Source organism: Streptomyces actuosus, from assembly GCF_016921115.1.
Classification (GTDB): domain Bacteria; phylum Actinomycetota; class Actinomycetes; order Streptomycetales; family Streptomycetaceae; genus Streptomyces; species Streptomyces actuosus_A.
In genome coordinates this window covers 51,841-78,140 of sequence record NZ_JAFFZS010000003.1, presented here as the reverse complement: position 1 = coordinate 78,140, position 26,300 = coordinate 51,841, and the positions used below count along the sequence as shown (strand labels likewise).

The following is a 26,300-nucleotide window of genomic DNA, read 5'->3' as shown; positions in this document are numbered from 1 at the left end:
GTGTCAGCGCCGCGCGTGACGTGGCGCGAGGAAGCCCGCGTCGCGGGCCTGGGCGATCAGGCGCAGGGACTTGCGGCGGCTGTGGCCGGTCACGCACATCACCGCATGGACCGGGTCGACACCGTCCTCCTGGGCCGCGCGGTACTCCTGGGCGACCAGCCGGCGGCCCTCGATGCCACGCGGCCAGGCCGGGCGGGCCCGGCGCCCGGCTCCGGGCTCACCGGGGGCGCCGTCCACCGCGCACGCGTCGCCCGCCCCGAAGGCACCGACGGCGCCGCCCGCGTCGCGTGTGGGGCCGCCCCGGCGCAGGTCCTGGATGTCGCCGGGTTCCGGTCCGTCCGCTCCGTCCGCTCCGTCCGGGCGGTCGGGGTCGACGCCGCACGCCTCGAACAGGGGCTCCTCGATCCAGTCCGCGAGCACGGTCAGGTCGTCCAGGGACAGCGCGGGCTGGGCACGGACGTCCTCGAGCCGCACGCAGCCGGCGGACACCACGGCGAGGGCGTCGACCCGGGCGCCGTCGGGGAACGCCAGCCGGACCTGGAACCACGAGGTCACACCGCCGTCCTCCTGCACTTCCCACGCGGGCCACACGGACACGGCACCGTCCGCCCCGGACCGATCAGAAAGATTAAGAAAGGATGCTTCCAACACACACGCAACGTAACCGCATGATCACATTCCATACGAACGGACACGCACCATCCGGCGCGCCCGGCACCCTGTCAGCGCAGCACACCCGGTGCGATGCTGGAGGCGACAGCGCTCTTCCCCGGCCTCCCGGGCCGTCCCGGCCCCTGGGTAAGGAGTTGTGCCGTGCTCCGTGTCGCCGTCGTGGGCTCAGGGCCCAGCGGGGTCTACACCGCCCAGAGCCTGCTCCAGCAGGACTCCGAGGTGCTCGTCGACGTCCTGGACCGGCTCCCGTGCCCGTACGGGCTGGTGCGCTACGGCGTTGCCCCGGACCACGAGAAGATCAAGTCGCTGCAGAACAACCTGCGGACGATCCTCCAGGAGCCGCGGGTCCGGTTCCTGGGCGGCATCCACGTCGGCGCCGGAGGGATCCCGGCGGGACGGCTCGCGGAGCTCTACCACGCGGTCGTCTACTGCGTGGGTGCGGCCACCGACCGCCGGCTGGGCGTGCCGGGCGAGGACCTGCCGGGCAGCTGGTCGGCGACGCGGTTCGTGTCCTGGTACAGCGCCCACCCGGACGCCCCGGACGGCGGCTTCGTCGCCGGCGCCCGCGCGGCGGTGGTGATCGGCGCGGGGAACGTGGCCCTCGACGTGACGCGGATCCTGGCGCGGGGCGCGGACGAGCTGAGCGGCACCGACATGCCGCAGGCCGCGCTCACCGCGCTGGCCGCGAGCCGGGTCGCCGACATCCACATGGTGGCCCGGCGCGGACCGTCCCAGGCTCGTTTCACCACCAAGGAGCTGCGTGAGCTCGGTTCCCTGCCGGATGCCGAAGTGATCGTGGATCCGGGGGAGTTGGCGCTGGACCCGCAGTACACCGACCCGTCCGGCCTGCCGGCCGTGCAGCGCCGGAACGTGGAGGTGCTGCGGGAGTGGGCGGCCCGGCCGCGCCGGGGCGCCCCGCGGCGGATCCGGCTGCGGTTCTTCCTGCGCCCGGTCGAACTGCTGCCCGGCGGGGTTCCGTCACCCGGCGGGCCGCGCGGGGAGTGCGGGAGCGCCCGCGTGGGCGCGGTGCGGTTCGAGCGGACGGCGCCGGACGGGCACGGCGGCGTCCACGGCACCGGCCGGTTCGAGGAGATCGATGCCGAGCTGGTACTGCGGTCGGTGGGCTACCGCGGGGTCCCGCAGGAGGGGCTGCCCTTCGACGCCGAGCACGGCACGGTCCCGCACCTGGCCGGGCGGGTGATGCTCGAGGGGGCGGCGCTTCCGGGCCGGTACGTGGCCGGCTGGATCAAGCGCGGCCCGACGGGCGTCATCGGCACCAACCGCCCCTGCGCCAAGGAGACGGTGGCCTCGCTGCTGGCGGACGCTCCCGCACTCGCGGCGCGCGGGCTGCCCGGCGATCCGGTCGGCGCGCTGCGAGCGGAGGGTGCGGAGCCGGTCGACTGGGCGGGGTGGCTCGCCATCGAACGGGCCGAGGCGCGGCTGGGCGCCACACTGGGGCGCGGCGTGGTCAAGCTGCCCGACTGGGCGTCCCTGCTGGCGGCGGCACGATCGGGCGCGTAGCGCAGTCGGCGGTGCCCGGCGGGCAGGACACACGGCGGCAACGCCCCCGAAATCAACAAACTGTTCAAGTCGCCTACGGTCTCGTGCTGTTCTCTTCTCGCCACCCCCTCCCGGCCGCCCTGGAGTGCCCATGCCTGTGACCGCACCCGTTCATCCCGTCGACGAGGTGCCGCCCGTACGGCAGTTGGCCGCCTTCGGCCTGCAGCACGTGCTCGCGATGTACGCGGGCGCGGTGGCCGTTCCGCTGATCGTGGGCGGGGCGATGAAGCTGCCGCCCGCCGACCTGGCGTATCTGATCACCGCCGACCTGCTGGTGTGCGGCATGGCCACACTGATCCAGTGCGTCGGCTTCTGGCGGTTCGGAGTGCGACTGCCGATCATGCAGGGCTGCACGTTCGCGGCCGTCTCCCCGATGGTGCTGATCGGGACGACGGGCGGCGGACTGCCCGCGATCTACGGCGCGGTGATCGTCGCGGGGCTGGCGATCATGCTGCTGGCGCCGGCCTTCGGCAGACTGTTGCGTTTCTTCCCGCCGCTGGTCACCGGCACCGTGATCCTGATCATCGGGGTCTCCCTGCTGCCGGTGGCGGGCAACTGGGCGGCGGGCGGCGTGGGCGCCGCGGACTTCGGCGCGCCGAGGAACCTCGCGCTCGCGGCCTTCGTGCTCGCGGCGGTGCTGGGTGTGCAGCGGTTCGCACCGGCGTTCCTGAGCCGGATCGCGGTGCTGATCGGCATCGTGGTCGGCCTCGCGGTGGCGGTCCCGTTCGGCTTCACCGACTTCGGCGGCGTCTCGGACGCCGGCTGGCTCGGCGTCAGCACGCCGTTCCACTTCGGGGCGCCGGTCTTCGAGGTGTCCGCGATCGTGTCCATGCTGGTGGTCGCCCTGGTGACGATGACCGAGACCACCGGTGACCTGATCGCCGTCGGGGAGATGACGGGGCGGAAGGTGGAGCCCCGCTCGCTGTCCGACGGGTTGCGGGCTGACGGGCTGTCGACCGTCCTCGGCGGGGTCTTCATCACGTTCCCGTACACGGCGTACGCGCAGAACGTCGGCCTGGTCGGCCTGACCCGGGTGCGCAGCCGGTGGGTGGTCGCCGCCGCGGGCGGCATCCTCGTCCTGCTGGGCCTGCTGCCGAAGCTGGGCGCGCTGGTCGCGGCGGTCCCGGCGCCGGTGCTCGGCGGAGCGGGCCTGGTGATGTTCGGGACGGTCGCCGCGAGCGGCCTGCGGACGCTGGCCCAGGTCGATTTCCGGGACAACCACAATCTGACGGTGGTGGCCGTGTCGGTGGCGGTCGGCATGCTGCCGGTCGGGGTGCCGGCCGTCTACGACCGCTTCCCCGACTGGTTCCAAACGGTGATGAACAGCGGCATCAGCGCGGGCTGCCTGACCGCGATCGCACTGAACCTGCTCTTCAACCACCTGCCCGGCACGGCGGGTTCACCCGTCACCGAGGCGGACGGCCTGGCCGGCGGCGGCCCGCAGGAGGCAGTCCAGGAGGCCCGGGAAGAGGCGGTCTAGCTCCTCCCGGCGCAGGCTGTTCATCTTGGCGGTGCCCCGGTAGGCCTGCCGCACCACGCCGGCCTCGCGCAGCACCCGGAAGTGGTGCGTGGTGGTCGACTTGGTGACCGGCAGGTCGAAGTGCGAGCAGGCGAACTCGTCGCCGTCGGCGGCGAGTTCCCGCACGATGCTGAGCCGTACCGGGTCTGCCAGCGCGTGCAGCACGGCCTCCAGCCGGATCTGCCCGGGCTCCGGGTGCGGAAGTCCGCGACTGCCGGCGGCGGGGGTGGCGGGGGTCACGGCGTGGCTCCACTTCCTCGGGAGTCTCCATCGTACGAGAAGCATCGTAGTTTGACACTCGTCGTAGTACGAGGGCTATCGTACGAGACGTTCGCTGGTCCCGTGACGAATGGAGTCCGCCGTGAGTGCGCTCTTCGAGCCCTGCACCCTGCGCGATCTGACGATCCCCAACCGCGTGTGGATGGCGCCGATGTGCCAGTACTCGGCGGCCCCGCAGGGTCCGGCGGCGGGCGTCCCCACCGACTGGCACTTCGCGCACTACGCGGCCCGTGCGGCCGGCGGCACCGGCCTGATCGTCGTCGAGGCCACCGCCGTGTCGCCCGAGGGCAGGATCTCCCCCCACGACCTCGGGCTGTGGAACGACACCCAGGCCGAGGCCTTCCGCCGCATCACCGGCTTCCTGGCGGACCACGGCACCGTGCCCGCGATCCAGCTCGCCCACAGCGGCCGCAAGGCCTCCACCGACCGGCCGTGGAAGGGCGGCGCCCCCCTCGGGCCGCAGGAGCACGGCTGGCAGCCGCTGGCGCCGAGCCCCGTCGCCTTCGACGAGCGCCATCCGGTGCCCACCGAGCTGACCGTCGAGGGGCTGAGGCGGATCGTCGACCGGTTCGCGGACGCCGCGCGCCGGGCGCTGGCGGCCGGGTTCGAGGTGGTCGAGATCCACGGCGCCCACGGCTACCTCGTCAACGAGTTCCTCTCACCGCACTCCAACCACCGTACCGACGCCTACGGCGGCTCCTACGAGAACCGCACCCGCTTCCCGCTGGAGGTCGTCGACGCCGTCCGCGCGGTGTGGCCCAAGGACAAGCCGCTGTTCTTCCGCATCTCGGCGACCGACTGGCTGACCGAGGGCGGCTGGAGCGCGGACGACACCGTGCGCTTCGCCCGGGAACTGCACGCACGCGGCGTCGATCTGCTGGACGTCTCCACCGGCGGCAACGCCTCCGGCGCGGTCATCCGCACCGGGCCCGGGTACCAGGTCCCGTTCGCGGCGCGGGTCAAGGCCGAGACACCGCTGCCGGTCGCCGCGGTCGGCCTGATCACCGAGCCGGACCAGGCCGAGAAGATCGTCTCGGGAGGCGAGGCCGACGCCGTCCTGATCGGCCGTGAGCTGCTGCGCAACCCCTTCTGGGCCCGGCAGGCCGCACGACTGCTCGGAGGCGCGATGCGGGTGCCCGAGCAGTACGGCCGGGCCGGCTGAGCCGTCCGCGACCCCTCGCACGCCACCCCGCACGGAGCACCCATGTCCTGAACATGATCAAATGATGCGGGGATCCACCAGGGGAGGGGGCCGACATGAGGGGCACAACGGAAGAGATCGTGCAGGCGTGTCCGGAGTGCGGGACCGAGGTCCGGACGGACCCGCGGTTCACCGCCTGGTGCGCCGCCTGCGACTGGAACGTGGACGCGGGCGGCGAACAGCAGGAGCGCGGCCGGGTGGAACGGGTCCGGCGCGCCCTGGCCCGCCGGTACGGCGAGCGGCTCCTCGACCAGGTGCGGAACGGCGGTGCCCTGCGGGCGCGGCGCGACGCCTCCGCGGTCCTCGCCCACATGATCGCCCTGGCCGTGCACGCCGTCACCCTGGCGCTGGCCGTCGTCGGCGTGTGGGGCGTCGTCCGGGGCTGGGGCGGCCCCGGCATGGTCGGGGGGCTGGTCCTGCTGGCGACGGCGGTCGCGCTGCGGCCCCGGTACGCGCGTCTGCCGGAGGACCTGCCGGTGCTGCGCCGCGCCGACGCGCCCGAGTTGCACGCGCTCGTCGACGACGTCGCCGGATCGGTCGGGACCCGCACGGTGGACGCGATCGTCGTCGACACGGAGGTCAACGCCGGTGTCAGCACCTACGGGATGCGGGGGCGCCGGCAGCTGACGATCGGCCTGCCCCTGTGGGAGGTCCTCACCCCGCAGCAGCGCATCGCCCTGCTCGGCCACGAACTCGGCCACTACGGCAACGGCGACACCCGGCACCACACCATTGTGGGAACGGCTCTCGGTTCGCTGGCCCGCTGGCGCTACTACTTCGCCCCGATCCCCCACCCGGTCGGCATCCAGCTCGTGGTGAACCTGCTGTACGTGCCGCCCCGACTGGTCGTCCACGGTGTGCTGATGCTGCTCGACCAGCTGACGCTGCAGGCGGCCCAGCGCGCCGAGTACCTCGCCGACCGGGAGGCGGCGCGGGCGGGCTCCACCGACGCCGCGATGGAGCTGATGGACCGGCTCCTCGTCGCGGACTCGGCCGCCACGGCGCTGCGCCGCGAGGCCAACCACGCGGCCCGGGGCGGGCGGAGCGGTGCCCGGCTGGCCGAGTCCCGTGCCGACGTCCTGTGGGAGCGGCTGTCCGCGCACATGGACTCCGTCCCCGAGCACGAGTACGAGCGGCTGCGGCGCGCCGGCGCCCTGCGCGGGCACAGCGTCGACTCGACCCACCCGCCGACCCACCTCAGGCGTGCCTGCCTGCTGACCGGGCCCGCCGTGCCGGCGGCGGTGGTGAGCGACGGCGCACGCGAGCGCCGTGTCGCCGCCGAACTCGCCGACGCGCGGCGCACGCTGGCGCAGCAGATCATCCGGGACGGCTACGGGGGTTAGGTCCCGGCCTCGGGCGGCGTGGGGCTCCTCCCCGAGGACACCTCGTGGCCTCCCCCGGACGCGCCTCGCGAAGGGCCTGCCGCGGCGGGGCGGCGCGGGCGGGTCGACGGGCGGGGCTCGTCGCCGACGCCCCGTGCGGCCGTCCGCGAGGCTCGGCTGCGGGTCCGGGCGGCGGCTTCGCCGATCCGGCGGGTCAGCGGGCGGGTGCCGCCGCCCGCCCGAGGCGGAGCACCGTCCGTTCCAGCTGCGGCAGCGCCCGCTGACCGGTCACGGCGAGGCCGATCGCGACGGCGACCCCCGCCCAGGCCAGCGGGCCCAGGGGCGTGCAGCCGAAGAAGCGGCTCGCCCCCGGGGTCTGCACCAGCAGGACGAGCGCCGCCGCCGAGCCGAGGACGGTGCCGCGGACCAGCCTGCTGCCGCGGCGGTCGGCGAGGGTCTGAGCGAGCTGGGTGCCCACCACCGCGCACAGCGCCATCGTGGTGGAGCGGCGTCGCGATCCCGGGGTGAGACGACCGAACAGCCAGGCCGCCACCGCCCCCAGACAGGTGGTCAGCGCCCGGTGGCGGATCTGCGCCATCAGCGGCGTGCCGAGCAGCGAGGTTCCCGGCGGGGCCTCGCTCCGCGCGGCGACGGGGTCCTGTCGCGGGGTGACGGCGACCGCCATCGCCGGGAACAGGTCCGTGAACAGGTTGACCAGCAGCATCTGACGGGTCGACAGGGGGGCCGCGCCGCCGAGGAGGGTGCCGAGGACGCCGAAGGCGACCTCGCCCGCGTTGCCGCCGATGAGGATGGCGATCGCGTCGGCGACGCTGTGCCACAGCGCACGGCCCTCGCCCACCGCCTCCACCAGGGCTCCGAGGTCCTCGTCGGTGAGCACCAGGTCGGCGGCGTTGCGGGCGGCGGCGGACCCGCGTGCGTTGATGCCGACGCCGATGTCCGCGGCGCGGATGGCCGCCGCGTCGTTGGCGCCGTCGCCGACCATCCCGACCACCCGGCCGGCGTCCCGGAGCGCTTCCACCACCTGGAGCTTCTGCTCGGGTGCGACCCGGGCCACGACACCGGCGTCGCGGAGCATGTCCGAGCGGGCTGCCCGGTCGGCGGCGGCCAGGTCGTCACCGGTGACGACGCCGGTGTCCCCGGGCCAGCCCAGCTGGACGGCGATCGCCCGCCCGGTCTGCGGATGGTCGCCGGTCAGCATGACGGGTCGCACACCCGCCTCGCGCAGGCCGCGCACAAGTGCTTTGGAGGTCTCCCGCGGCACGTCGGCCAGCGCGACCAGACCCGTGAACTCAAGGTCGTGCAGGGGCCGTTCGAGGGTGTCCGGGTCGTCCTCCGCGGCGCCGGGGCGGCGCTGGGCGACGGCCAGGACGCGCAACCCGTCGCGGGCGAGGTCCCGGGCGGTCCGCCCGGCGTGTTCCGGCAGGCCCGGGCAGGCCGGCAGGACGGTCTCCGGGGCGCCCTTGACCACCAGCAGGCGCTCACCGTCCCGGGTGCGGCCCACGGCAGCGGCGTACCCGCGGCCCGCCTCGAACGGACGGCCCTCGCTCTGCCGCCACTGCGGGTCGCGGCCGGCGGCGTCCAGGATCGCCTCGTCGGTCGCGTGCGTCGTCCCGGCCGTATCCCCGTTCAGCCGGGGGCAGGCCCGCGCCGCGGTGCGCAGCACGGTCCCGTCCGCCTCGGCCCCGTAGGCGTCGGTGGCCCGCACCAGCCGCAGCCGGTTCTCGGTGAGCGTGCCCGTCTTGTCGAAGCAGACGGTGTCCATGCGGCCCAGGGCCTCCAGAGTGCGCGGCGCCCGGACCAGTACTCCTCGGCTGCTCAGCCGGCGGGCCGCCGCCAGCTGCGCCACGGTCGCCACCAGCGGGAGCCCCTCGGGCACGGCGGCCACGGCCACCGCCACTCCCCCGCTCACCGCCCGGCGGATCGGGGTGCCGCGCAGCAGCGCGAGGCCGGTCACGGCGGCGCCCCCGGCCAGTGTCAACGGGACCGCCGCGGACGTCAGTTCCCGCAGCCGCGCCTGCACCCCGGCGGCGGGCGGGGTGCGGGCTGCCAGGGAGACGGCCCGCGCCGCCTCGGTGCGCTCACCGGTCTCCACGACGACGGCGCGGGCCTGCCCGGCCACCACCGTGGTGCCTTCGAAGACCATGCAGTGCCGTTCGGCCACCGGGGCGCGCGGCGCCGGGTCGACGTGCTTGCCGACCGGCAGGGACTCTCCTGTCAGGGCCGACTCGTCGACCTCCAGGCCGTCCGCCCACAGCAGACGAGCGTCGGCGGGGACGACGTCGTCGACCTTGAGCTCGATGACGGCGCCCGGGGCCAGCCCGGCGGCGTCGACGGTCCGTGTCCCCCGCCCGGCGGCGATGCGCGCCTTCCGCTTCTGCTCCGCCCGCAGTCCGGCCAGCGCGCGCTCGGCCCGCACCCGCTGCACTCCGCCGACCAGGGCGTTGAGGTCGAGCGCCCCGAGCACCAGCAGGGCGTCCACGGCGGAGCCGAGCATCGCGGACGCTGCCGAGCCGACGGCGAGGACCGGTGTGAGCGGGTCGTCCAGCTCTTGGCGCACGGCCCGCGCCAGCCGTACCGTCCAGCGCGCCGGGGCCAGCGGCGGGAGACCGCCCGCGGTCCCGGCCGCATGCCGCATCCGGCCGACCGCCTCCAGCAGCGGCGCGGGATGCGCCTCGGGCCTTTGGTCGATGCGATCCCGCACGGCATCGGTGTCCAGGGCGTGCCAGGCGACCCGGGGCTGCGGCTGCGGCGGGCGGGCGAGGGCCACACCGAGGGCGGCCCGCGCACCGGACACCAGGGCCACCGCCACGCTCGCGTCGACCGGTGCCTGCCGCGGCGCCGGCAGCGGCCCGCGGCGGCGACCCCTGCGGGCCGTTCCGACGGCGACCAGCAGCCCGGACAGGGCGGCGCCCGAACGGGCCAGGGTCTTCGAGCGGCGCCCCACCTCGCGCGCCGCCGGCACGGCCGTCAGCAGCCGCCACACGTCGACGAGGCCGTGCGGAGCCACCACGTCCGCGCCCCACACCACGGCGGCGTGCCGGTCGGCGAGGTCCACGGCCAGATCGCCCGCGAGCAGCCCGGCGAGGACACCGGTGTCACCGGCCGAGCCGGGGCGGGCGACCGTGACGACCCCGCCGCGCCCGCGCAGGGCGGTGACCGCCTCCTCGAACGGCCGCCCGGCGCCTACGACGTGGTCGGCCAGACCGGTCAGGTCCTCCAGCGCGGGGTGCTCGCCGACCACCACGCGCAGCCCGGCCCGCCGCGCCGCGTCCAGGACCGCCTCGGCCCACGGATCCGGGCCGGTGCCCGGCCCGGACAGCGCGCTCGGATGCAGGACCAGCGTCTCGGCCGTCTCCAGCTGCCGGAGCCGGTCGGTGTCGCGCACGAGGACGCCCGTCCCGGCGAGCGCGCAGCCGAGGACGGCGTTGAACGAGGCGGGTCCGTAGCGGGCGGCCCGGGGCGAGCCGGCCAGCACCGCTTCGGCCGCCTCCTCCGTGTCGTGCTTGACCAGGAGGGTCGCGGCGGCGCCGAGCAGGCTGCCGGTGCCCGCGTGGGCCGCGTACTCCTGGGCCGGGCTGGTGCGCAGCGGCGGGCGCGGTCGGACGTCCGCGGCGACGTCCTCGCGGTCGGGCGCGCACAGCAGGTCGTGGTCCGCGTCGAAGGCGGCGGCACGGGCGACGGTCTCCGCCAGTTGGAGCGCGCGCAGGACCGCGTCGAGCAGCAGGGCGGTCGGTGCCTGGCCGGCACCGTGGGCGGCGGCGTTCGCGGCGGCCAGCAGCAGGTCCCGGCGGGAGGGACCGACGCGGGACCGCAGCCAGGAACGGAAGCGGGGGTTCTCCCGCAGCAGCGTCACGACCGCGGTCACCAGCCGCGGGGAGGCCGGGATCCGCAGCCCGTACGCCGAGAGGGCGGTGGCTGCGCCCAGCACGTCGGCGAGCAGCGCCAGCGCGGCGGTGCGCACACCCGCCGCGTCGCCGGGGTGCGCGAACTCCTCCACCGTCTCGTCCGTCGACCCCAGCCCGTGCCGGCGGGCGAGTTCGGCGGCCCGGTCGAGGATCCGGTCCGTGACCTCGTCGTCGGCCGCGGACACCACGAGCCGCCTGAGCCCGCCGTCCCAGTAGGCGTAGGCGACGTCGGGCCGCCGGTCCAGGGTGGCGGCCACCCGTCGGGCCACCGACTCCGTTCCGCCCTCCCGGCGCACCCGCTCCTGCTCACGCTCCTGCGGCTGCAGAGCGAGGTGCGCCCGCCGGCCCGCCCGCCAGTCGCCGCCCGCACCCGGCAGCGCACTGCGGGCGACCCGGCCGACCCTGATCACGGTGTCGGCGCCCCGCACCCCGGCCCTGGCGGTCCCGGCCACCAGACCGGCGACCGCTCCGACGGCGGGCGCCACGCCGCGCACCACCAGCCGGGGGCCCACCAGGGCCAGCCCGGACACGGCGGCCGAGGCCTCCCTCGGCAACCCCGGTGTCATCGGCCGGCCTCAGCCGCGGGAACCGGACGAGCGGGCTGCCGTGGACCTCGCCCCGGCGGTCCCGGCGCGGGCCCCGGCGGCCGTGGACTTGGCCGAGGTGGCGGACGTGGCCTTCTTCGTCCCGGTGGCGGACCCGCCCGCCGCGGTGCCCTTCCTCGCGGCGGACCGTGACGTCCCGGTCCCGGCGGTGGTGGTGCCCGCCCCGGTGGTCGACCGGCTCGCCGCTCGTGCTCCCGCGGTGGTCTTCCTGGCGGTGCGCGTGCCGGTTCCCGCGCTGGACTCGGTGGTCTCGGTGGCCTTGGCGGTCTTCGTGGACCTGGTCGCCTTGCGTGTCGGGGTCCCCGCGGTCGCCCTGCCCGCCGAGCCTGTCCCGGACCCCGCGGTCGCCCTGCCCGCCGTACGCCCGCCGCTTTGCGTGGTCTCCCCGCTCGCGGTGCGGGTTCCGGCCGCGGTGCCGCTCGCGGCGGCCTTGCCCGAAGCGGTCCTGGGGGCGCCGGTCGTGCCCGAGGCGGACTTCCTGGCGGCGGCCGTGGAGGTTCTGGCCGTGCTGCCGCCGCCTGCCGTCGACACCATCGCCTCGGCACTGGTCCTGCGAGCCGCACGGGTCCCGGCCCGCTTCACCCTGGCCGCGGACCGGGCCGCGGTGCCCGTGGCCGACGGGGCCGCGCCCTCGTCACCGGTGCCGTGTTCCCGCGGCCGTGCCTGTGTCAACCAGGCCACGGCCGCGCCGGTCAGGGCCACCGGCCACTCCACCACCCCGGCGACGCCCAGCACCCCTGCGCCCGTGTACACCGCCAGCCTGCGCCGACGCGGGGACACACGCTCGACCGCGGCCAGGGCTCCCCCGGCCGCCCGGCCGGCCGTTCCGGCCCCCGGAATCCTGCGCAGCACCGAGGCCGTGGCCCGCAGTGGCTGCGGAAGGCCGGACGAAGTCTCCTGACGTGCCATGGCTCACTCGCCTCCCGAGCTGATCGGCTCCTGGGCCTGCCGAGTTCCCCGCTGGAGCGGCGTCACCCGTGTCCGCGGCGGGCGGCCGGGCGGCTTCGGGGAACGACACGCAGCGCGGAGGCGCAGGCGGCTCCGGAACTCGCACAGGCCCTCCGGCGGATGGGGCCGCGACGGCCGTCAGCCCGTGCGCCCCCGCCACAGGGGATCGAAGCGCGCCCATGCCACGTCCCACTGGTCCAGACGCCGCCACTCCAGGCGCCGGCGCAGGGCGTGGCCCGCGGCGCACGGCACGGCTGCCGCGCTGAGGCCGCCCAGGGCGCCGACGAGACCGGAGCGGAGCCGGGCCTGCTCGGCGGTGGCGGGCTTGGTCACCAGGCGGCCCCGGGGGTCCGTCCACAGGGCGACCGGGGTACCGGCGGCGGTACCGGGTGCGACCCGGACCTGTCCGGAGTGGGCGGAGCCGTTCGGAGCGGTCCAGGACACCTTCGCCCAGACCCGCTCGCCACCGGAGTCCCCGTCCTGCGCGGCCGGCCGGCCGGGCGCCTGCGACGTGAGGTGGGCGGTGACGAGTCGCGCCTCGGCCCGTTCCCGCGTGAGCCCCTGCTCGACGGTCCGCGCGGTCGCCAGGCCCGCGAGCACCCCGACGAGGACGGTGACCGTCCAGGTGCCCAGCAGCACCCAGGCCTCCACCTTGTCGGCGCGGCGCTTGAGGGGATTGCGCCGCCAGCGCCACAGCCACACCTTCGGACCTCGGAACGCCATCGAAGGGTTCCTCCTCGTGAGCACGCGAACATCCCGGGCGTCCTCCCATACGGGCGGCGGGCGGGGGATGCTCATGACGAGTCCTCCGCCTCGACGGTCGCACGGGGGCGCCGACCGCGCACCCGTTGTCGCGAAGCTGCTCCGCACATCGCCCTCCTCTGCCGCAATCGCCGCATCGACCTGCGGTGACGCCCGGCCGAGGGGTGGCTGTCAGTGGCCGGGTGCAGACTGGCCCGAGTCCGTGAGTGAGACGTCCGGACAACGACGTCGCGGAGGTGATCGGCATGACGGAAGTACTGCTCGCCGTGGGCACACGCAAAGGCCTGTTCATCGGGCGCCGGCGCGGTGGCACCTGGGAGTTCGACGGGAGTCCCTGTTTCAACGCGCAGGCGATCTACTCGGTTGCCGTGGACACCCGAGGGGAGCGTCCGCGGCTGCTGGCCGGCGGTGACAGTTCGCACTGGGGGCCGTCGGTGTTCCATTCCGACGACCTGGGCCGCACCTGGACCGAACCGGGGAAGCCGGCGGTGAAGTTCCCGCCCGGCACCGGGGCCTCGCTGGAGCGGGTCTGGCAGTTGCACCCTTCGGCGGCCGAACCGGACGTGGTCTACGCGGGCACGGAACCGGCCGCGCTGTACCGCTCCGAGGACCGGGGCGAGAGCTTCGATCTGGTCCGGCCGCTCTGGGAGCACCCGACGCGCTCGAAGTGGGTGCCGGGCGGCGGCGGGGAAGGGCTGCACACCGTGCTCACCGACCGGCGGGACCCGCGGGCGGTGACGGTGGCCGTGTCGACCGCCGGAGTGTTCCGCACCACCGACGGCGGCGCGACCTGGATGCCGTCCAACTCCGGTGTCTCCGCGGTCTTCCTGCCCGACCCCCACCCCGAGTTCGGCCAGTGCGTGCACAAGGTCGCGCGGGACGCGGCCAACCCGGACCGGCTGTACCTGCAGAACCACTGGGGGGTGTACCGCAGCGACGACGCGGGTGCCCACTGGAGGGACATCGGCGAGGGCCTGCCCTCCACGTTCGGTTTCGCCGCGGCGGCCCACCCGCATCGCGGGGACACGGCGTACGTCTTTCCCATCAACGCCGACTCCGACCGGGTCCCGGCGGACCACCGCTGCCGGGTCTTCCGCACCGGCGACGCCGGCAAGACATGGGAACCGCTCTCCGCGGGCCTGCCGCAGAGCGACCATTACGGCACGGTGCTGCGCGACGCCCTGTGCACCGACGACGCCGACCCGGCCGGGATCTACTTCGGCAACCGCAACGGCGAGGTGTACGCCTCGGCCGACGACGGGGACAGCTGGCGGCAGTTGGCCTCCCACCTGCCCGACGTGCTGTGCGTCCGCGCAGCGGTGGTCGGGTGAGGCGCGGCGGCCCACCACCCGCCCACGGTCACCGGTCGACCACTGCCTGCGGCACGGCTGCAAGGTGACGCCTGCGCGCGCCGCCGCCCAGCCCGCCGGCCCGCGACTCCGAACGCCGCGGGCCGGCGGACGCAGCGTCGCCACAGGTCCGTCGGGCCGGGCTCCGCGCCCACGGCCGACTGCACGCCCCGCTCACCGTCCACGCACGCCTCGGACCACCGCCCGGCCTGATGCATCGTCAGGTCCGGTGCCGGGGATTCGCGCATTTACCGGCATACGCGGTGTTCGACATGAGAGGCTGCCCGTCGTGCGTTCCCTTCAGGCAAGACACGCGTCCCTTGCCCTGTGCCTGGGCGTGGCCGTGCTGACCGGCTGCTCGGACACCTCGTCGGCTCGGTCCGGCCCGACACCGCCCGGCGCCGGCGCAGCCGCCACCACCGCGGACTGGTCCCAGGTGACGTTCGACGTGACGGCGTCGGCCACGGCCGACAGCCTGACCCGGACGGTCGACCGGATGCGGGCACGGGCGAAGAACCTGGGGATGGCAGAGGTGCGGATCGCGTCGGAGAGCGGCTCCGTCACCGTGACCGGCCCCTATGCCACGGAGCAGTTGAAGGAACTGGGGACTTTCGGGCAACTCCGCTTCCGCCCCGTGCTGGCGATCGGGGTTTCCGGGATACCCACGGATCAGCCCAGTCCCAGTCCCTCGGCGCTGGGCCGTGCCGTCACCCAAGACCTGCGCGCCGATGCCTCCGCCACCCCGCAGGCGGTTCCCACCGGCAACGCCGACCCGGACTCGGCGCACTCCCTCGAAGCCGAGTTCGCGGCGCTGGACTGCTCCGCCAGCAGCGCGCACGCCGAGACCGACCTGGAAGCGAGCCCCGACGCCCCCGTCCTCGCCTGCGACGCGAAGGGCAGCTCAGGACGGACATCGTCGAAGTACGTACTGGGACCGGCCATACTCGACGGCAGTGACATCAAGTCGGCCAAGGCGACCTACGACAGCGCGGCCGCGCAAGGCTGGATCATCGAGTTGGCCTTCACCGCCAAGGGAACCAAGAAGTTCGCCGTCGCCACCGGGCAGCTCTCCCAGAGTGCGCCACCGCAGAACCAGTTCGCCATCGTCGTCGACGGCGAAGTCGTGTCGGCGCCCTCCGTCAGTCAGGCACTGACCGGGGGAAATGCGCAGATCACCGGAGGATTCACCAAGCGGGAGGCCCAGGACCTGGCCGCCAAGCTGACCTCCGGCGCCCTGCCGGTCCCGCTGAGATTCTCCCGCGCCACCCGCTTCACCAAGCCGTAGGGCGGCCGCGCCCCTCTCCGTCGCGCGACGACGTGCCCGGAGCTCACCCGGTTCTACCGGAAAAGGAATTCGGGGCGCCCGCGTTTGCGGACCGTTGTACAGGTGAATTCAGCTGTCGACCACCGTGAAATCGTAGGATTCCGATCCGTCGACACCCGAGTCGGTGGTCACACGGGCGGTGAGGCGATACGTGCCGGCGGCGTCAAGACTGTCGCCGAATCCGAACATGGTGATTCCGCCGGAGCGGCAGGCACCGCTCTTCGCGGTGCGAATGGGATCACCCTGGCGGTAGAGCGTCCATTGGACGTAGCAGCCGAAGCCGAGTTGTCCGCCGGCTGTGTCGTAGACCTCGGTATTGGCTCCCGGCGCAGCCCCCTTGCGCCACGTGTCCACACCTACCTTTCCCGTCCTGCCCATCTTGATCCGGATGAGCAGTGGTCCCCCGCCCGCGGATCCGGACGCCGAGGGCCCCGGCGCAGGCTCACCCTCCTGGAGGTCCGCGGGCGGCGGGCCCGAGGGTGCCGAATCCTCACCGCCAGACGTGCCCGTGCCGATCGGCGCAGGTCCCGTCGTACCCGGCGAGCCGGAGAGCGGTGAGGACGTCCCGCCCTCTGCCGGTGCCGAGGCTCCGGGGGCTTTGGGACCCTCTCCGGTCGATCCGCCCAGGAGAGCGGGAAAAGATGCCCATCCCGTGGCGAAAACAAAGATCGTGATCACACCGGAAACCAGCCCGATCCCGAACGCCCAGCGGCCAAGATGTCTTTTGATGTTCCCCACGCACGCCTCAACGATCGAACGAAAGTATGACTCAGCTTCGCTGGTGCCAAGATGGTGACTGGCCGACACCATACGCCTAGGTGGGGGCGCCTGAGTCCGGAACGGGGACAATGGGTGGGAGGTACCGAAAAGCGGGTTCGGCCCTCACCGTTCATGTCACGGCAGCAGCGATCCGTCAGCGAGCGTGAGGACGGCTTGTCCGGCGATGCCGAGCGCCAGCGAAAGGGCGGCTGCCGTATAGGCGGTGACGGCGGCCCAACGGCCCAGCGCGGCCTGGACGGCGGCAGGCGCCGGGGCGGTGGTGGTGAACACAGGGGCGAGCCAGCGCAGGTAATAGAAGAGGGAGGCGACCGTGTTGGCGACGGCGACGACCGCCAGCCAGGTGTGACCACCGTCGATGGTCGCGCTGAAGACCTCCAGTTTGCCGAGGAAGACACCGGTCGGCGGGGTGCCGACGAGGCCGAGGAGGCAGACGACGAGCACGGCGGCGAGACCGGGACGGTGGCGGCCGAGCCCGCGGTAGTCGTCCAGGGAGCGTGCGCGGGGCAGTTCGGTGACGACCGCGAAGGCGCCGAGGTTGGTGGCGGCGTAGGCGGCCAGGTAGAACAGCAGGCTCCGCTGGGCCAGGTCGGTCCGGGTGGCGACGGTGAGAGCCATGAGGAGGTAGCCGACCTGGCTGATGGTGGAGTAGGCGAGCAGGCGGGTGACGGAGCGTTGGAAGAAGGCCGCGAAGTTGCCCAGGGTCATGGTGACCGCGGCGAGGATCGCCAACAGCAGTGGCCAGTTGAGGTCGCTGCCGGGCAGGGCCTGGTGGAGGAGGCGGTAGCCGGCGATCAGGCCCCCGACCTTGGGCAGGGTGGTGACGTAGGCGGCGACCGGTGCGGGGGCGCCCTCGGTGACGTCGGGCACCCAGAAGTGGGCGGGCACCGCACCGGCCTTGAAGAGCAGCCCGGCCAGGACTCCGACCAGGCCGACGGCGACGAGGCCGTAGGGGGCGGCGGGCAGGGCGGCGTTCAGTTCACGGTAGAGGGTGCCGTGGCCGACGGCGTACAGGACGGCGGTGCCGGCGAGCATGGTGGTACCGAGCAGGGCGCCCATCAGGTAGTACTTCAGGGCGGCTTCCGTACCGGAGGCGTCCTTGGCGAAGCCGGCGAGGGCATAGGCGGGGATGCTGGCGAGCAGGTAGGCGGCGAAGAGCATCAGCAGGTCGTTCGCCCCGATCAGGGCCAGGGTGCCGGCGCCGGTCAGCAGCAGGAGCACCCAGTACTCGGTCTCTCGGGCGTGGCCCCGCACGGTCTCCGTGGACATGCCGATGATCAGGAGCAGGGCGGCGAGGACGACGAGGCGCCCGATGCCGGTCGCGGTGTCCGCGGCGAAGGTATGGGAGAAGACGGTCTGTTCGCGGTCGGTGGCCAGGGTGAAGGCGGTGGCCGACAGCCCGGCCGCGCAGGCGGCGACGGCGAGGACGGCGATCGCGCACTGGCGTCGGCGGGGCAGCCACGAGCCGGTGAGCAGGCCGATGACGGCGGCGCCGAGCAGGGCGAGTTCGGGGATGAGGGCGGTGAGGTTCTCGTTCATCGGGCCACCAGCCCGGCCAGGGTGCGACCGGCCGGTTCGATGACGTCCAGGAGCCAGCGGGGGACCACACCGATCACCGTGGCGAGGGCGAGCAGGGCGACGGTGGGGAGTGCCTCGTGGCGGTGCAGGTCCGTGATGCCGGCCGCGGGGATGGTCGGGGGAAGGCGCGCGGCGCCCAGGAACATGCGCCGCAGCGCGGTGAGGAACAGGGCGGCGGTGACGATGATGCCGGTCAGGGCGATGGCGGTGGCGGTCGTCCGGGAGGCGAGGGAGCCGGTGAAGATCTGGAACTCGGCGATGAAGCCGGAGAAGCCCGGGATGCCGAGACTGGCGAACGCGGCGACGGCCGTGGCCGCGGCGAAGCGCGGGGTGTGGGCGGCCAGGCCGGAGTAGGCATCGATCGCGTACGTGCCGCCGCGGTCGTACAGGACGCCGGTGAGCAGGAACAGGGCGCCGGTGATGAGTCCGTGGCTGACCATCTGGGTGACCGCACCGGTGACGGCGAGGGAGCGGGCCTGGGCGTCGGTGCCGGCCAGGGACCCGGCGGCACCGACGGCGAGGACGACGTAGCCCATGTGGTTGACGGACGTGTACGCGACCATGCGTTTGAAGTCGGTCTGTGCCAGCGCGACCAGTGCCCCGTACACCACCGACACGACCCCGACGACGACGACGGCCAGGGCGTAGCGGCGCCAGCTGCCGGGGAGCAGCGGCATGGCGATGCGGACGAATCCGTACGTCCCCATCTTCAGCAGGACGCCTGCGAGGATCGCCGAGCCGGCGGCGGGGGCGTCGGTGTGGGCGGGCGGAAGCCATGTGTGGAAGGGCACGGTAGGTGTCTTGACCGCCAGTCCGACGCCGACCGCCAGCAGGACCAGTCCCGCGTACGCGCCGCGTCCGGCCAGCGGGGCGGCACGGGTGAGGTCGGTGATGTCGAAGGTGTGCGGGTCGGCGGCCAGATAGAGGCCGATGAAGCCCAGCAGCAGAGCCAGGGAGCCGACGAAGGTGTAGAGGAAGAACTTCAGCGCCGCCGCACGGGCACGCTCGCCGTGGCCCCAGCCGGCGATGACGAAGAACATGCCGACGATCGACAGGTCGAAGAAGACGAAGAACAGGATCAGGTCGAGCGCGACGAACAGCCCGGTGCTGACGGTCTGCAGGAACAGGAACAGGCAGACGTAGGAGCGCACCCGCCGGTGCTCCCGCAGCGAGTACACGGCGACGGCCAGGAACAGCAGGCAGGTGAGTGCGACGAGGGGCAGCGACAGGCCGTCGACGCCCACGTGGTAGCCCACCCCGGCGCTGGGGATCCAGCGCGCCCGCTGCTCGTACTGCGTTCCGCCGCCCGTGTCGAAGCCCGCCCACAGCACGACGACCAGGGCGAGGTCGACGGCGGCGGCGGTGATCCAGATCAGGACGTAGGCACGGTCGGGGAGAACGCGCGACAGGATCAGCAGCACCGCGCAGACCAGCAGCGGCAGGAAGGTGACGACACTCAGCACAGCGGGGTTACCTCACCAACAGGATGATCAGGACCAGCACGGAGAAGCAGACGGCGGCCTGGGCGTAGTACTGGTGGAGCAGTCCGGTCTGCGGGCGGCGCGCCCACCGGCCCAGACTCCGGGCGGCGGAGGAGATCGCGCGGACGGCGGCGTCGATGCCGCCGTCGTCCAGGCGGCGGGCGAACCGGGCGGCGGCGAGACCGCCGCGCGCCGTCTGCCGCACGGCGCCGTCGACGACCCGGTCGTCGAAGACGGCCAGCGCCCGTGCCAGACCCAGCACGGGGCGCACCACGACGGCCTGCGCCGCCCGCTCCAGATGCAGCCAGCCCTGTGCCGCTCGCGCGGCGGCGCCCGGCACGGGCGCCGGACGGGCACCCCACCACCACGCCGGACCGGCGGCGGCGAGCGCGACACCGGCGGAGAGGACAAGTTCCCAGGGCCGGGGGCCGGGCTCTCCCGCGGCGCCGAGCAGGCGCTTCAGCCAGGCCGCGGGGCCGGGCAGGGCCAGCACCCCCAGCACGGCCGCGGCGAAGGTGAGCAGGAGCAGCGGCGGGGGCGTGGTGGGGGCGATACGCCGGGTTCCGTGCTGCTCGGTGTCGTATCCGTGCTCCGGGTCCTCGGGAAGCGGGCGGGTGACGTACCGGACGGCCTTGACGCTGTAGACGGCTGCCACGGCCGCCGCCGCCAGCCCCACGGCGTACAGCCCGGTCCCCTCGGCCCGAGCGGCGGCGAGGACCTCGTCCTTGGCCGCCCACAGGGACAGCGGTGGCAGACCGGCGAGGGTGAGCGCGCACACGGTGAAGGCCGCACCGACCAGCCGGTAGCGGCGGGCCGCGCCGCGCAGGGCGGGCAGCCGCTTGGTGCCCAGCGCCGTCAGCCAGGCCCCCGCGGAGAGGAACAACGCGGACTTGGTGGCCGCGTGAGCGACCAGCTGGGTGGTGCCTGCGGCTGCTCCGCCGCTGCCGGCCGCGAGCACCATGAAGCCGATCTGTGCGGCGGTGGACGCCGCGAGCAGCTGCTTGAGGTCGGTCTGGGCCACGGCGACCACGCCCAGGGCCAGGGCGGTGAGGGCGCCGGTCCAGGCCACCAGCGGACCGGCCCAGACCGTGGTGGCCAGAAGCGGGTGCAGGCGCAGCAGCAGGTAGGCGCCGGCGGCGACCATGGTCGCCGAGTGCAGCAGCGCGGAGACCGGGCTGGGGCCCTGCATGGCCCGCGACAGCCAGAAGGAGAAGGGCAGTTGCGCGGACTTCCCCAGGGCCGCCGTCACGACACCCGCGGTGATCACGTACAGCCACGGTGGTGCGGCGTGCGGCAGGGCGTCCAGGCGCAGTGAGCCGATGCCCGCGGCCAGTGCGGCTCCGGCGGCCAGGTAGAGGCCCAGGTCGGCGGTGCGGGTGGTCAGGAACGCGACGTCGGCGGCCTCCGCCCGGCCGGGCCGCCGCCACCAGTAGCCGATCAGCGCCCAGCTGGTGGCACCCATCGCCTCCCAGGCCATCAGCAGCAGTGGCAGCGTGGTCGCCGTGACGGTGACCAGCATCGCGCCGGCGAAGAGCAGCATCAGCCCGAAGAAGCGGCCCCGGTTGTCGTCGGCGGTGAACTCGCCTGCGGCGAAGGCGAGGACGCAGGTGGTGACGGCGGCGACGGTGACCACCATCACGGCGGACAGGCCGTCCACCGCCAACCCCGCGCGCATCCCGGCGAACAGCGGCGCGCTCGCCGTCGGCCGGGTCACCGCGGCGGCGACGGCCACGCCCAGCGTCGCCGCGGCCACCGCCGCCCCCAGGGCGGGCACCGTGCGGGGGAAGCGGGGCCCGTTCAGAGCGAGCAGCGCTCCCCCGCCCAGGGGCAGGGAGATCAGCAGCCAGAGCGAGGCGCTCATCCCTTCAGGTCCTCGGCCATGTCGGTCATGTCGACCTGACGGGCGCGGTAGAGGGCGGTGGTGACGGCGAATCCCATGGCCATCTCCACGGCCATCGCCACCACCGCGGCCACGATCACGACCTGGCCGCTCGCCGCGGCCGGGGCGAGGAAGTGCCAGAAGTCGGCGGCGGCCACGATGATGCCGCCGATCATCAACTCGATCCCCATCATGACCATGACGATGGACTGCTGGGACAGCGCGCCGAACAGGCCGGTGCAGAACAGCCCCGCCGCCGGCACCAGGAGGAGTTCGAACGTCATCGCCCCACTCCCCCACCGGCCGGGTCCCGCGCGGGCCGCTGGTCGAGCTCGTCGCCGAAGCGGTCGTACCGGCCGCGGCGGGTGGCGAGCACGGTGGCACCCACCATGGTGGCCAGCAGCACGAATCCGAGGGTGATCATGGTCAGCATCTGCTCCCGCATCAGGGCCGCGCCGATCTGGAAGGTTGTGTTCCGCGGGCGGGCGCCCCCGCGTTCCGGCCAGGGCACCAGGAAGATCCCCGCGACCAGGGCGGCGAACAGGGAACCGCTGATCACAAGTGCGCCGCGTCTGTTGTGCAGCATCGACATCGGCATCAGGCCGGCCGGGTTCATCATGTAGGCGATCATGAACACGGCCATGATCACCATCTCCATGACCATCATCAGCACGATGACCACGCCGAGGTAGGACAGGCCCAGCACGGTCACGATGCCTCCCACGCACACCAGGCAGGCCAGCAGCGCGAAGGTGACCCGGGCCATCGAGTTCATCGTGAACACCAGAACGCCGAAGGCCGGGGCGAGCAGAGCCGACGCCCACAACAGCACCGTGGCGGTCGCGCCCATGTCCCCCTCCTTCCCTAGAGGTTGAGATCGACCAGCGCCGGCACCAGGACCTGGAGGACGGCCGGCGGGAGGAGCACCACCCAGGCCAGCTCCACGTACCGGTCGGCGCGGATCACCGGCAGCCTGCGCGACACCCACACCAACAACCCCAGCACCAGCAGCGTCTTGACCAGCGACCAGGCCCAGGCCGGCAGGCCGGGCCCGGCGCCGCCGCCCAGGAACAGCGGCACCGCCATCGCCGCGCCGGCCGCCAGCCACAGCCACCGCCCGGCCTGCAGCAGCAGGCGGTCCGCTCCAGACGTCTCCCCCAGCACACCGCCGGCGATGTCGCGGCCGGCCGGGTAGGCGAAGGGCCCCAGGAAGCTGAAGGCCAGCACAGCGGCCAGATGGACGAGCAAGGCGAACGGCATCCACACCGCGTACCAGAGGCCGTGCTGGGCCGCCGCGATGTCGGTGACCCGCAGTGACCGGGCGCCCGTGGCGGCCGAGATCAGGGCGAACATCAGCGGCAGTTCGTAGGCCAGGCCCTGGGCGAGGAAGCGGTAGCCGCCGATGAGGGAGAACGCGGCGTTCGGCCCCCAGCCGGCCAGCCACAGCCCGGCCCAGGTCAGCGCCTCCATGGCGTTGAACCAGACGACTCCGACGGACAGGTCGGCGACGACGTGGCCGCCGAACGGGATCACCAGCGTGGACAGCACCGCGGCCACCGGTACGGTGATCACACCCGCCCGCCACAGCAACCTGTCCGGCGCGGGCAGCCGCCGCGGCTGCGCCAGCAGCGCACGCGACACGGCGAGAAGGGGCCGCACCGCGGTGCCGGGAGTGAGCGGCCTGCCCGCGCCGCGTGCGTCCAGCGCGGCGTCGCCGACCACGGCAAGGCCCGCGAGACCGAACAGGATCGCCGGAGCGGCCAGCACCGTCCACCATGCCCCCGCCTCAACCACGGGCCACCTCCGCCCGGCGGAAGGCGAGTTCGTCCGGATCCGGGTCGAGACTGGCGACGATGAGCCGGGCCGCGCCGAGTTCGGCTCCCACCAGCAGACCGGGAAGCGCTTCGGTCAGGGCGACCGACGGCGGGCGCGCGGCGTCCCACCGGCCGCGCGGACTCTCCTGTGCCACGGGATCGAGCGGTGCCGTGTCGTCCGACTGCCGTACGTCGTCCACGACGTCGGCGAGCCACCGCCGGTACCGGGCCGGCACGTCTCCGCCCGCTCGGGCGGCCGGTCCGCTCACCCCCGCGGCCCGCGCGTCGGCCGTGCTCAGCGGGCCGATGCCACGCGTCAGCCAGTACAGGGTCCGTGACCGCCCGACTCGCCGGGCGAGGCGCTCCGCTCGGGGCAGGACCGCCGAAGCGGGCGCCTCCGCGAGCAGTTCGTCGCGCAGGCGCCGGGCCGCCACCGCCTCGGCCGGCCAGCCCGCCACCGACAGCAGTCGGCCGAGGCTGTCCAGACGCGCCGCTGCCCGCCGCCGGGCCGCCTCCCCCACGGCCACCGGCTCGCCCGCCGCGGCCCTGGTCCACGGTCGCGTCCAGAAGAGGTCGGTCGACGTGCAGGCGGGTGGCCCGTCGAGGGCGGCCTCCTGGACGACATCGCCCTGGAGCACCAGGCGGACGGTCAGCCCCGCCGGCCAGTCGGCCAGGAGCGGCCCCAGCGGCACATGCAGACGATCCAGCGTCAGACCGTCGCGATCCTCGCCCTGCTCGGCCATCGGCAACCCACCCGGCAGCTCCATGCCGCCGTTCCCGTGGCCATCGTGGCCGCCGGAACCGCCGCCGGGGTCCGCGCGACCGCCGTGCTCGCCGTTTCCACCCTGACCGCCGTGGTCCGCCCGGCGGTCGTCGCCGTGCTCCGCCGTGTCGTGGGGATCCGGGTGGCCGCCACGGCGGTCGTCGGGGGCTGCGCGGTGCGCGCCGACGGCCCCTTGGCGCCCGCCGGGGCGACCGCCCCGGGAGCCGTCTTCAGGGGGCTCTCCGTACGCACCGCTCCCCGGCCCTCCGTCCTCCGCTGCGGGGTCGCCCGCCCTGGGCACCCCGCCCCCCACGCCCCGGTCGCCGGGGTGACCGCGGTCGCTGTGCCCGTTCCCGTCGGCGGTCCCGCGGACGTCGGCACGCGAGCGGCCGGGGGACCTCAGCCGGTCGCGCGCCGCGTCGAGCACGGATGACACGTCGTCAGGCGCTTGCGCCCGCACGCGGGCACGCGGCTGCGGCATGTCCTGCCACAGCCGGTCCAGCGCCGACCGCAGCGGCGGACAGTCGGGCCCGGCGACGACCATCAGGTCCGCTCCGGCGGGAGTGGAGGCCGACGGCCAGTCCCGCGACCGCAGGGCGCGCTCGGCGGCCAGACGTACCGCCGTCCCGCCCGGCACGGTCACCAGCAGCACACGCGGCCGGGCCGCGGCCGCACGCAGCACAACGGCCGTCAGGTCCATCGCAGCGCCCCCTCACGCCAGGCGTGGACGACACCGGCGAGCAGGACGGCGAGGAAGACGAACATCTCGATCACCGCGCTCGGACCCATCACGGAGATCACGAGTGTCCACGGGTACATGAAGACCATCTCCATGTCGAAGGCGAGGAAGAGCATCGTGACCGTGTACCAGCGCACATGGAACCGGCTGACCGCGTGCTCGGCGGGCTCCAGCCCCGACCCGAAGGGCTGCGCGGGCAGCGGACCGTGCGAGACGCGGAACGCCCGGGCGGCCCCGTACACCCCGGCGACCCCCAGCACAGCCACCCCCAGCAGGGACAGCGCGGCCGTGAAGCCGCTCACCGCACCCCGCCACTCACCGCGGAACCCGGCACACCGGGAGTCGCCTGCCCCGCCGAACTGCCGCTGCGCACGCCCGCCCGCGTGCCTTCCGTCCGTGCCGTCACCGGCCGCTCCCTTCTCTCCGTGCCGACCGAGCGTGTACCCGCGAAAGGGCGTGACCCATCACTCCGGGGTGCCCCGGCGGCAGGCCCGGGACGAACTGCCGCGACAGAGCCGCGGTCATCACCCCCCCATGGCCTCCGCACCCGGCATCCGCCCGAGCATCACGGCCACGGCGCCGGAAGCTGAGCCGCCACGCGGAACGGCCGGTGAGCCGGCACCACAAGGAGTAAGCCGGTCACGACCGGCGGAGCGGTCGGAGGCGCGGAGCCGGGCCGGGGCGGTGGACCTGGGCCACGCACCTCCGCGAAAGCGGGTGGGTGATCGGATCCGGGCGCGAGGCGAGCAGGCGGTGGGCGGCCAGGGGAAGGACGGGGCCCGCCTGATGGGTGGTGGTCGGTCGTCGGCGAACATGACGGTCGCGCCGGTGCTCGCCCAGCCGGCGAGGAGGCCGAGCGCGTTCCGCCCCCCGTGAGTCCGGTGCGGGGGTGTGGACGTCGAGGCGCGGGCCGGGGTCGGCACGGAGCCCACCCGTCGCCGGACAGGACGTCGTCGGCGCGGGAGGCGGACGCGGGCGATGCCCCCCGACGACCCGCTGGGCGGGGGCCGGCCCCGAGCCGGGGAACGTCATGCTCGCCGACCAGGGCCGCACCGCCCCCGAGGCCCGGACGGAGGGCCCCCGTGCTTCGGGCCCCCCGCACCGCGCCTCACGGCAGGCGCCAGTCCACCGGCTGTGCGCCCATGCCGATCAGCAGGTCGTTGGCCCGGCTGAACGGGCGCGAGCCGAAGAAGCCGCGGTCGGCGGACATGGGGGACGGATGGGCGGACTCGATGGCCGGGAGGTCCCCGAGCAGCGGCCTCAGATTGCGGGCGTCCCGGCCCCACAGGATCGACACCAGCGGCTTGCCGCGCGCCGCCAGCGCCCGGATGGCCTGCTCGGTCACTTCCTCCCACCCCTTGCCCCGGTGGGCCCCCGGCTTGCGCGGAGCGGTGGTGAGCGCCCTGTTCAGCAGCAGCACCCCCTGCTCGGTCCACGGCGTCAGATCGCCGTCGGACGGCCTGGGCAGTCCGAGATCGGCGTTCATCTCACGGAAGATGTTCTCCAGGCTGCCCGGCAGGGAACGAACCTCGGGCGCGACCGCGAAACTCAGGCCGACGGCCATCCCGGGCGTGGGATAGGGGTCCTGACCGACGATCAGGACCCGTACGTCGTCGAAGGGCTGCCGGAAAGCCCTCAGGACGTTCGCTCCGGACGGAAGGTAGGTCCGGCCGGCCGCTATCTCGGCCCGCAGGAAGTCCCCCATTCCAGCGATGCGTTCGGCGGCGGGTTCAAGAGCCTTCGCCCAGCCGGCTTCAACCAGTTCATGCAAGGGTCGTGGTGCCACACCGCGTCACCCTACT

The 26,300-nt window shown here is 74.3% G+C and carries 21 protein-coding genes; 7 read left to right on the top strand and 14 right to left on the bottom strand.

The window, feature by feature from the left end; genetic code table 11:
* Positions 1–3: 3 nt before the first annotated feature.
* Positions 4–591: a DUF6214 family protein gene (locus JS756_RS05445; RefSeq protein ID WP_307790365.1), complete on the bottom strand. Its 588-nt coding sequence runs from the start codon at positions 589–591 to the stop codon at positions 4–6.
* Positions 592–813: 222 nt separating this feature from the next.
* Between JS756_RS05445 and JS756_RS05440 the strand changes: the two genes are divergently transcribed.
* Together JS756_RS05440 and JS756_RS05435 are read left to right on the top strand one after the other, a co-directional pair.
* A complete protein-coding gene (locus JS756_RS05440; protein WP_205381786.1) occupies positions 814–2,193 on the top strand; it encodes an FAD-dependent oxidoreductase in 1,380 nt (459 codons plus the stop codon).
* A 130-nt stretch (positions 2,194–2,323) separates the two neighbouring features.
* Positions 2,324–3,712, top strand: a complete 1,389-nt coding sequence (locus JS756_RS05435) for a nucleobase:cation symporter-2 family protein (protein ID WP_205381785.1) — start codon at positions 2,324–2,326, stop codon at positions 3,710–3,712.
* Here JS756_RS05435 and JS756_RS05430 read toward each other — a convergent pair.
* On the bottom strand, positions 3,632–3,991 hold the full coding sequence (locus JS756_RS05430) for an ArsR/SmtB family transcription factor (RefSeq protein ID WP_307790332.1): 360 nt from the start codon (positions 3,989–3,991) through the stop codon (positions 3,632–3,634). The genes JS756_RS05435 and JS756_RS05430 overlap by 81 nt on opposite strands.
* Positions 3,992–4,112: 121 nt before the next feature.
* On the opposite strand from JS756_RS05430, the gene JS756_RS05425 reads away from it, so the two are divergent.
* The gene (locus JS756_RS05425; protein ID WP_205381783.1) at positions 4,113–5,192 is read left to right on the top strand and encodes an NADH:flavin oxidoreductase/NADH oxidase; all 1,080 of its coding nucleotides are present in this window, start codon (positions 4,113–4,115) and stop codon (positions 5,190–5,192) included.
* A 95-nt stretch (positions 5,193–5,287) separates the two neighbouring features.
* On the top strand, positions 5,288–6,574 hold the full coding sequence (locus tag JS756_RS05420) for a M48 family metallopeptidase (RefSeq protein WP_205381782.1): 1,287 nt from the start codon (positions 5,288–5,290) through the stop codon (positions 6,572–6,574).
* Positions 6,575–6,767: 193 nt separating this feature from the next.
* Here JS756_RS05420 and JS756_RS05415 read toward each other — a convergent pair whose 3' ends face one another.
* Positions 6,768–11,045: a cation-translocating P-type ATPase gene (locus JS756_RS05415; RefSeq protein WP_205381781.1), complete on the bottom strand. Its 4,278-nt coding sequence runs from the start codon at positions 11,043–11,045 to the stop codon at positions 6,768–6,770.
* Between the two features lie 40 nt (positions 11,046–11,085).
* Here JS756_RS05415 and JS756_RS37780 point away from each other — a divergent pair, with 40 nt between their 5' ends.
* Positions 11,086–11,985 carry a hypothetical protein gene (locus JS756_RS37780; RefSeq protein ID WP_205381780.1) on the top strand — a complete coding sequence of 300 codons (900 nt, stop codon included), beginning with the start codon at positions 11,086–11,088 and terminating at the stop codon, positions 11,983–11,985.
* A 185-nt stretch (positions 11,986–12,170) separates the two neighbouring features.
* Here JS756_RS37780 and JS756_RS05405 read toward each other — a convergent pair whose 3' ends face one another.
* Positions 12,171–12,755, bottom strand: coding sequence for an Rv1733c family protein (locus tag JS756_RS05405; RefSeq protein WP_205381779.1), 585 nt, complete (start codon positions 12,753–12,755; stop codon positions 12,171–12,173).
* Between the two features lie 284 nt (positions 12,756–13,039).
* Here JS756_RS05405 and JS756_RS05400 point away from each other — a divergent pair, with 284 nt between their 5' ends.
* Both JS756_RS05400 and JS756_RS05395 read left to right on the top strand, forming a co-directional pair.
* Positions 13,040–14,125 (top strand): WD40/YVTN/BNR-like repeat-containing protein, encoded by a 1,086-nt coding sequence (locus tag JS756_RS05400; protein ID WP_205381778.1) that lies wholly within the window; start codon positions 13,040–13,042, stop codon positions 14,123–14,125.
* A gap of 307 nt (positions 14,126–14,432) precedes the next feature.
* Entirely contained in the window at positions 14,433–15,428 is a 996-nt protein-coding gene (locus JS756_RS05395) for a SecDF P1 head subdomain-containing protein (protein WP_205381777.1), read from the top strand.
* Positions 15,429–15,536: 108 nt separating this feature from the next.
* Here the strand turns inward: JS756_RS05395 and JS756_RS05390 are convergent, their stop codons facing one another.
* From JS756_RS05390 to JS756_RS05345, 10 genes are all read right to left on the bottom strand, one after another.
* A complete protein-coding gene (locus JS756_RS05390) occupies positions 15,537–15,821 on the bottom strand; it encodes a hypothetical protein (RefSeq protein WP_205381776.1) in 285 nt (94 codons plus the stop codon).
* A 540-nt stretch (positions 15,822–16,361) separates the two neighbouring features.
* Entirely contained in the window at positions 16,362–17,783 is a 1,422-nt protein-coding gene (locus tag JS756_RS05385) for an NADH-quinone oxidoreductase subunit N (RefSeq protein ID WP_205381775.1), read from the bottom strand.
* The gene (locus JS756_RS05380; RefSeq protein ID WP_205381774.1) at positions 17,780–19,285 is read right to left on the bottom strand and encodes a complex I subunit 4 family protein; all 1,506 of its coding nucleotides are present in this window, start codon (positions 19,283–19,285) and stop codon (positions 17,780–17,782) included. Before JS756_RS05380 ends, JS756_RS05385 begins: the two co-directional genes overlap by 4 nt.
* Positions 19,286–19,292: 7 nt before the next feature.
* Positions 19,293–21,164 (bottom strand): proton-conducting transporter transmembrane domain-containing protein, encoded by a 1,872-nt coding sequence (locus JS756_RS05375; protein ID WP_205381773.1) that lies wholly within the window; start codon positions 21,162–21,164, stop codon positions 19,293–19,295.
* On the bottom strand, positions 21,161–21,466 hold the full coding sequence (locus JS756_RS05370) for an NADH-quinone oxidoreductase subunit NuoK (protein WP_205381772.1): 306 nt from the start codon (positions 21,464–21,466) through the stop codon (positions 21,161–21,163). The genes JS756_RS05375 and JS756_RS05370 overlap by 4 nt, the downstream gene beginning before the upstream one ends.
* The gene (locus tag JS756_RS05365) at positions 21,463–22,032 is read right to left on the bottom strand and encodes an NADH-quinone oxidoreductase subunit J (RefSeq protein ID WP_205381771.1); all 570 of its coding nucleotides are present in this window, start codon (positions 22,030–22,032) and stop codon (positions 21,463–21,465) included. The genes JS756_RS05370 and JS756_RS05365 overlap by 4 nt, the downstream gene beginning before the upstream one ends.
* 14 nt (positions 22,033–22,046) lie before the next feature.
* Positions 22,047–22,976: an NADH-quinone oxidoreductase subunit H gene (locus tag JS756_RS05360; protein WP_205381770.1), complete on the bottom strand. Its 930-nt coding sequence runs from the start codon at positions 22,974–22,976 to the stop codon at positions 22,047–22,049.
* The gene (locus JS756_RS05355) at positions 22,969–24,459 is read right to left on the bottom strand and encodes a hypothetical protein (protein WP_205381769.1); all 1,491 of its coding nucleotides are present in this window, start codon (positions 24,457–24,459) and stop codon (positions 22,969–22,971) included. The genes JS756_RS05360 and JS756_RS05355 overlap by 8 nt, the downstream gene beginning before the upstream one ends.
* Positions 24,450–24,800 carry an NADH-quinone oxidoreductase subunit A gene (locus tag JS756_RS05350; RefSeq protein ID WP_205381768.1) on the bottom strand — a complete coding sequence of 117 codons (351 nt, stop codon included), beginning with the start codon at positions 24,798–24,800 and terminating at the stop codon, positions 24,450–24,452. The genes JS756_RS05355 and JS756_RS05350 overlap by 10 nt, the downstream gene beginning before the upstream one ends.
* Positions 24,801–25,606: 806 nt before the next feature.
* Positions 25,607–26,284, bottom strand: a complete 678-nt coding sequence (locus JS756_RS05345; RefSeq protein WP_205381767.1) for a uracil-DNA glycosylase — start codon at positions 26,282–26,284, stop codon at positions 25,607–25,609.
* Positions 26,285–26,300 lie beyond the last annotated feature (16 nt).